Source organism: Asticcacaulis sp., assembly GCF_051956075.1.
GTDB lineage: Bacteria > Pseudomonadota > Alphaproteobacteria > Caulobacterales > Caulobacteraceae > Asticcacaulis.
The window spans coordinates 21,186-27,833 of record NZ_JBQCGA010000011.1; the positions used below are offsets into that span (position 1 = coordinate 21,186).

6 protein-coding genes are annotated in these 6,648 nt (G+C 62.9%); 4 read left to right on the plus strand and 2 right to left on the minus strand.

Going from position 1 to position 6,648, the window contains the following annotated elements:
• Positions 1–125: 125 nt before the first annotated feature.
• Positions 126–692 carry a hypothetical protein gene (locus ACTHLA_RS03260; RefSeq protein ID WP_440185427.1) on the minus strand — a complete coding sequence of 189 codons (567 nt, stop codon included), beginning with the start codon at positions 690–692 and terminating at the stop codon, positions 126–128.
• A gap of 124 nt (positions 693–816) precedes the next feature.
• Here ACTHLA_RS03260 and ACTHLA_RS03265 point away from each other — a divergent pair, with 124 nt between their 5' ends.
• The gene (locus ACTHLA_RS03265) at positions 817–1,089 is read left to right on the plus strand and encodes a hypothetical protein (RefSeq protein ID WP_440185429.1); all 273 of its coding nucleotides are present in this window, start codon (positions 817–819) and stop codon (positions 1,087–1,089) included.
• Between the two features lie 149 nt (positions 1,090–1,238).
• On the opposite strand, the gene ACTHLA_RS03270 is transcribed toward ACTHLA_RS03265, so the two are convergent.
• Positions 1,239–2,552, minus strand: a complete 1,314-nt coding sequence (locus ACTHLA_RS03270) for an aspartate aminotransferase family protein (RefSeq protein WP_440185431.1) — start codon at positions 2,550–2,552, stop codon at positions 1,239–1,241.
• Between the two features lie 146 nt (positions 2,553–2,698).
• On the opposite strand from ACTHLA_RS03270, the gene ACTHLA_RS03275 reads away from it, so the two are divergent.
• From ACTHLA_RS03275 to ACTHLA_RS03285, 3 genes are all read left to right on the plus strand, one after another.
• Positions 2,699–3,421: a GntR family transcriptional regulator gene (locus ACTHLA_RS03275; protein WP_440185433.1), complete on the plus strand. Its 723-nt coding sequence runs from the start codon at positions 2,699–2,701 to the stop codon at positions 3,419–3,421.
• Between the two features lie 76 nt (positions 3,422–3,497).
• Positions 3,498–5,012 carry an aldehyde dehydrogenase gene (locus tag ACTHLA_RS03280; RefSeq protein ID WP_440185435.1) on the plus strand — a complete coding sequence of 505 codons (1,515 nt, stop codon included), beginning with the start codon at positions 3,498–3,500 and terminating at the stop codon, positions 5,010–5,012.
• A gap of 4 nt (positions 5,013–5,016) precedes the next feature.
• A complete protein-coding gene (locus ACTHLA_RS03285; RefSeq protein ID WP_440185437.1) occupies positions 5,017–6,468 on the plus strand; it encodes an NAD-dependent succinate-semialdehyde dehydrogenase in 1,452 nt (483 codons plus the stop codon).
• The last annotated feature ends 180 nt before the right edge of the window (positions 6,469–6,648 follow it).

Genomic DNA, 6,648 nt, shown 5'->3' on the forward strand with positions numbered 1-6,648 from the left:
AATAGCCATCTCTATTTTCGTTGCGCTATAGCTTTGCTGCTTGAGCGCGGTACGGCGATTCTCAAAGAAGACCTCTAGCCTCAGCACAGGCCTAAGAAAAAGCCGCCCCTTCCGGGCGGCTTTTTTTATTCGTACATTTCCGGCTCTTTGCGGCGGCGGCGCTTGTTGATCGGTTCGACATCGGGCGGGACCGGATTATTGACCGTGCGCTCATATTCCTCGCGCGCGTCCTTCGCCTTCCTTTCCGCCTTGCGCACCTTGCGGCCCTGAAGCTCCTCATTGACCGCCACCACGATCTGCGCGACCAGCGGCAGGAATTGCGGGAAGCGCGTCGCCATAAAACCGGCGACCACCGCCGCCACGGCGGCCAGAATCGGCGAAGTGGTGGACAGGCTGTCGATCATGCGCGACATGCTGCCGACCGTGGAATTGGCGAAGGCCTCCTCCATCGCCGACTTGCGGCGCTTGTCCTTATTGTGCGGCAGGGCGCGATGGATGAAATAAACCGCGATGGGCAGCAGGAACAGGCCGCCCAGTACGATCGGCCCCCACATCGGCCCGATGGTCCTGGCGACGAGCTGGTAAAGCCCGATGCTGATCCAGATAATGCCCAGAATCGTGCAGGCCAGAATCAGGGTCAGGCCGATAATGAAACTCTTGAGCGCGTCGATCTGGTTGGAGAAGTTGAACATGGTAATCCCTGACAGTGCCCTCTAAGCTTCTGAACTAATGCGCCCGGAGTAAAGGGGCAATATGATTAAGCCTCTCTTTTCCCGAAGCAATGTTGCACTATAATCCGCTTCGGGAGGCGATGGGATGACGTTTTTGCGAGGTTTGTGGCACGGACTGAAAGTGCTGGGTGCGGCACTGTACGCCGTTCTCACCGTCGGCCTGATCTGGGCCGGTCTGGCGCAGTTGGGAACAGCGCCGCATTGGGGCTGGGCCTGTCTGGCGGTCGTGCTGGCGGTGTTCGCCGCGCGCGGCCTGATCCACAACCGCGGCGTGGAGAAGGGCGCCAGCTACGTCATCGCCGCCGGGCTTTATCTGGCGTTTCTGTTCGTGGCGGCAATTGTGACTAATGGGCTTTAACCACGGAAAACACGGAAAGCACGGACAATGAGACGACGCGCAAAGCGCGTCATGATCTGTCCCATTGCGTGTTCATCCGTTGCGCCAACTCCATTGTCCGTGCTTTCCGTGTTTTCCGTGGTTAAATTCCATGACACAAATCGGCCCCGTCAAGCCGTCGCGGCCAGCGCTCCGCGAATCGTCTCCACGATACGGTCGATCTGAGCTTTTTCGATGATCAGCGGCGGCGACAGGGCGATGATGTCGCCCGTGGTGCGGATCAGCACGCCCGCCTCGAAACAGCGGTCGAAGACTTCCAGCGCCCGCGCGGTCGCCGCGCCCGCACGCGGCTCCAGTTCAATCCCGCCGATAAGACCTAAGTTTCTTATGTCGATGACGTGTTTTGCGTCCTTCAGACTGTGCATCGCCTCCTGCCAGTAACCGGACAACTCCGCGCCGCGCGTCAGAAGACCCTCGCTCTCATAGACGTCCAGCGTCGCGATTCCCGCCGCACAGGCCAGCGGATGGCCCGAATAGGTATAGCCGTGGAACAGCTCGATCGGCGTTTCCGAGGTCTGCATGAAGGCGTCATAGATGCGGTTCGACACCGCGACCGCGCCCATCGGCACGGCGGCGTTGGTCAGCCCCTTGGCCATGCAGATCATGTCGGGGCGCACGCCGAAATAGTCGGCGGCGAACGGCGCGCCCAGCCGCCCGAAGCCGGTGATTACCTCATCGAAGATCAGCAGGATGTCGTGCCTGTCGCAGATGGCGCGTAACCGCTCCAGATAGCCTTTGGGCGGAACCAGAACGCCGGTTGATCCGGCCACCGGCTCGACGATGACGGCGGCGATGGTTGAGGCGTCGTGCAGGGCGACGATGCGTTCCAGCGCATCGGCAAGGTCTGCGCCGTATTCCGGCTGGCCCTTGGCGAACAGATTGCCGGGGACGCCATGCGTGTGCGGCAGGTGATCGACGCCGGTGAGCAGCGTGCCGAAGGTCATACGGTTGCGCACGATGCCGCCGACGCTGATCCCGCCAAAGCCGACGCCGTGATAGGCGCGCTCGCGTCCGATCAGCCGGGTGCGCGTCCCCTGTCCGCGCGCGCGCTGATAGGCCAGAGCGATCTTCAGCGCCGTATCCGCCGATTCCGAGCCGGAATTGGTGTAGAAGACGCGCTTTAAATCATAGGGCAGGTGGGCGGCCAGTTTTTCAGCAAATTCAAAAGCCAGCGGATGCGCCAGATTAAAGGTAGGTGCGAAATCCAGCACCGCCGCCTGCTTCTGAATCGCCTCTGTGATGATTGTGCGGCCATGCCCGGCATTGACGCACCACAGTCCCGCCGTGCCGTCGAGAATCTCGCGCCCCTCGACGTCGCGATAATACATGCCCTGCGCCGAGGCCAGCAGCTTGGGTCTGGCCTTGAACGCGCGATTGGGCGTGAACGGCATCCAGAAGTTTTCGAGGTTTGGCGTATCGGGCATGCGGTTATGTCGGAAATTGCGACAGTTTCCTGACGACAGCTTTGTGGACTGGAGGCGGAACTGTGCTAAGGTGGGGGTAATCGGCGCAAATGTGATCACAAAAATGCGCAGCTTGCAAGCGCCGCGTTGAACAAGGGTTGTTGAGAATGGCGGTCGTCAGACTGGATACGGCGGCGGAAGGCGCGGGCGCGGACGCCCGTATTCACGATCAGGTCTATGACCGGATCGCCGAGGCGCTGATCCAGGGGCGGATTCCGCCGGGCAAGTCGGTGTCCTTACGCGGTCTGGCGCAGGATCTGGGCGTCTCGCCCATGCCGGTGCGCGAAGCGGTGCGCCGTCTGATCGCCGAACGCGCGCTGGAATTGCAGAGCGTAAATAAACGCCTGCGCGTGCCGGGTCTGAACGAACACCGGTTGACGCAACTGGCGAAGGCCCGTCAGTGGGTCGAGCCGGAACTGGCCGCGCTGGCGGCGGGTCATGCGACGAAGGACGTCATCCGCCGTTTGCGTGACGATGATGCGGCAGTGATGGCCGCCCTGGCCAAGGGCGACGTATCGGCCTACATGCAATCCAATCAGGATTTCCACTTTTCGATCTACCAACTGGCCGGGGCCGAGCTGTTCTACGACATGGCGCGCACTCTGTGGCTTCAGGTCGGACCGTTCATGCGCGTGGTGTTCGGGCGCATGGGGACCGTGCATCTTCCCAAGGACCACCATCAGGATATGATTGGGGCGCTTGAGAACGGCGACGCCGAGGCCGTGCGCGCCTCAATGGCCGCCGACATCGCTGAAGGCATGGACCTGATGATGGACGCCATCCGCGCCCACGAAGCCGAAACGCCGCTCAAGCGGCGGGGACCAAAGTAAGACGCGCCTCGCCCTTGACTTTTTACATCGCGCCGGTGTCTAGTTGTGATCACAATCGCAACATCAGGAGGCCGTCATGTCCGCAGCCGCGAAACCTGCCGATACGCTCGCGGGCGTCATCGAGGCGATGCAGGCCCTCAACACGCCCGACAAGGCTTTCATCGACGGCCAGTGGCGCGCCTCGCATTCGGGACGCACCTTCGACAATTACAGCTCGCGCGACGGCGGGCTGATCAACCGCATCGCCGCCTGCGACGCGGCGGATGTGGACGCGGCGGTCGCTTCGGCGCGGGCGGCGTTTGAGGACCGGCGCTGGAGAGGCCTGGCCCCGAAACAGCGCAAGACCGTCCTTCGCCGTTTCGCCGAGCTGATGGAAGATCACGCCGAGACACTGGCCCTGCTGGAATGTCTCGACACCGGCAAGCCGATCAGCAATACGCGCGGCTTTGACATCGGCGCGGCGATCAACACCACGCGCTATTACGCCGAGGCGCTCGATAAGATTTATGGCGAGGTCGCGCCCACGCCGGAGGACCGCCTGTCCTATGTCGTGCATGAACCGCTGGGCGTGATCGGCGCCATCGTGCCGTGGAACTTCCCGCTGCACATGGCGATGTGGAAGGTCGCGCCCGCCCTGGCCATGGGCAACAGCGTCGTTCTGAAACCGGCGGAAAATTCCTCCATGTCGGCGCTCTACGCCGCGCAGCTCGCGGTCGAGGCCGGTCTGCCCGCAGGCGTGTGGAACGTCGTTCCGGGGCTGGGCGCCGAGGCGGGCGACGCGCTGGCGCATCATATGGATGTCGATATGATCACCTTCACCGGCTCCGGTCCGGTGGGACGGCAACTGATGCGCGCCTCCGCCGATTCCAACCTCAAGCGCGTCTCGCTGGAGCTGGGCGGCAAGTCGCCGCAGATCGTTTTCGCCGACTGCGACGATCTCGATCAGGCGGCGGCCAATGCGGCCTGGGGCGTCTTTTACAATCAGGGTCAGGTCTGCACGGCGGCCTCGCGCCTTTTGGTCGAGGCGTCGATCAAGGATGCCTTCGTGGAAAAAGTCGCCGATATCGCCCGCAACATCAAGGTCGGCGATCCTTTCGATCCGGCGACCCAGTTCGGCGCCATGATCTCGCAGCGCCAGATGAACACCGCGCTCGACTATATCGAAAAGGGCATTGCCGAGGGCGGGCGCGTCGTCGCGGGCGGGCGACGCGTTCTTGGCGACACTGGCGGCTATTATGTCGGCCCGACCCTGCTCGACGACATCACGCCCGACAATGTGCTGGCGCAGGAGGAGGTGTTCGGCCCGGTGCTGTCGGTGCTGACCTTCGAGGACGAGGCCGAGGCGTACCGCATCGCCAACGGCACGGTGTTCGGGCTGGCGGCAGGGGTGTGGACCGGCAATGTCTCACGCGCCATGCGGGCTGTGAAGGCGTTGCAGGCGGGCCTGGTCTGGGTCAATGGCTGGGACGCCTGCGACATTACATCGCCGTTCGGTGGCGTCAAACAATCGGGATTCGGGCGCGACCGCTCCTTGCATGCGCTGTATAAGTACGCCGATCTCAAGGCGATCTCGATCAGCTACAAGGTGTAAGACCATGCCCTTATCCGACAGCCAACGCGCCCTGCTGGGCGATTTGATCTTCAACGAGGCGGCCAGCGACCGTTTCCCCGTAATGAACCCCGCAGACGGCTCGACCCTCTGTTACGTCAAGGCGCAGGGGGCGGCGGAAACGACCGCGGGCATCGAGGCCGCCGACAAGGCGTTTGCCGCCTGGTCCGGCATGACCGCCAAGGCGCGCTGCCAGATTCTGCGCAAATGGAATGATCTGGTTCTCGCGCATCTCGAAGACATGGCCATGCTGGTCACGCTGGAGCAGGGCCGCCCGATCCGCGAAACGCGCGGCGAAGTCACCTATGGCGCCTCTTTCCTCGAATGGTTCTCCGAAGAGGGCAAGCGCGCCTATGGCCGCACCATTCCGGCCACGGCGCCGGGCAAGCATCTTCAGGTCATCAAGCAGCCGGTCGGCGTCTGCGTCGCGATCACGCCGTGGAACTTCCCGATCTCGATGATCACCCGAAAAGTGGCTCCGGCTTTGGCGGCGGGCTGCACGGTGGTGATCAAGCCGTCCGAAGAAACGCCTCTGTCGGCGCTGGCCCTCTATCAACTGGCGCGGGAGGCGGGCCTGCCCGAAGGTGTGATGACGGTCATCACCAGCGTCCACGCCAAAGAGGTCGGCGAGGTCATGACCTCCGATCCGCGTGTCAAGAAGCTCTCTTTCACCGGCTCGACCCCGGTGGGCAAGATGCTCTACGCGCAATGCGCGCCGACCATGAAAAAGGTGTCGATGGAGCTGGGCGGCAATGCGCCGTTTATCGTCTTCGATGACGCGGACCTCGACGCTGCGGTCGAAGGCGCGCTGGCCTCGAAATACCGCAATTCCGGCCAGACCTGTGTGTGCGCCAACCGCATTCTGGTGCAGGCGGGCATTTATGACCGCTTCGCCGCCGCCCTGACCGAAAAGGTCAAGGCGATGAAGCTCGAACCCGGCTGGCGTGAGGAGGCGACCCTGGGGCCGCTGATCAATCAGAAGGCGGTCGATAAGGTCAAACATCTGGTTGATGACGCCGTGGCGCATGGCGCCAGAGTCGAAACCGGCGGCGCTGTCGATGGTCAGGGCTCCTTGTTTTATCAAGGGACGGTGCTGACGCAGGTAAGCCGCCAAATGGAGATTTTCGACACCGAAATCTTCGGTCCCGTCGCGCCGCTCTACAAATTCGAGACGGAAGCTGAGGCCGTCCAACTGGCCAATGACACGCCCTTCGGTCTGGCCGCCTACGCCTATACCCGCGACATTGGCCGCGCCATGCGCGTGGCGGCGCACCTGCAATATGGCATGGTCGGCATGAATGACGGTCTGATCTCCACCGAGGTCACCCCCTTCGGCGGCGTCAAGGAATCCGGCATCGGCCGCGAAGGCGCGATGGAAGGGTTGGAGGAATATCTGAACGTCAAATACATCTCCTATGGCGGCCTGGGAGACATTTGACACATTTCTCCTCCCCATTCATGGGGAGGGGGACCGCGAAGCGGTGGAGGGGTGGCGGCGCCAACCGCAAAGAGACCCCTCCGTGGGGTGGGGCGCCACACCCACCCACCCCCCCCGGGGGGGGGGGGGTGTTTGGGGGGGGGGGAAAAGAAATTGGGAAACCGACAGGACCGAGGCCCC

What these genes read in the sequence shown, in the direction of transcription:
- ACTHLA_RS03270 (WP_440185431.1), bottom strand. Translation starts at nt 2,552, where the DNA reads ATGCCCGATACGCCAAACCTCGAAAACTTCTGGATGCCGTTCACGCCC.
- ACTHLA_RS03260 (WP_440185427.1), bottom strand. Translation starts at nt 692, where the DNA reads ATGTTCAACTTCTCCAACCAGATCGACGCGCTCAAGAGTTTCATTATC.
- ACTHLA_RS03265 (WP_440185429.1), top strand. Translation starts at nt 817, where the DNA reads ATGACGTTTTTGCGAGGTTTGTGGCACGGACTGAAAGTGCTGGGTGCG.
- ACTHLA_RS03275 (WP_440185433.1), top strand. Translation starts at nt 2,699, where the DNA reads ATGGCGGTCGTCAGACTGGATACGGCGGCGGAAGGCGCGGGCGCGGAC.
- ACTHLA_RS03285 (WP_440185437.1), top strand. Translation starts at nt 5,017, where the DNA reads ATGCCCTTATCCGACAGCCAACGCGCCCTGCTGGGCGATTTGATCTTC.
- ACTHLA_RS03280 (WP_440185435.1), top strand. Translation starts at nt 3,498, where the DNA reads ATGTCCGCAGCCGCGAAACCTGCCGATACGCTCGCGGGCGTCATCGAG.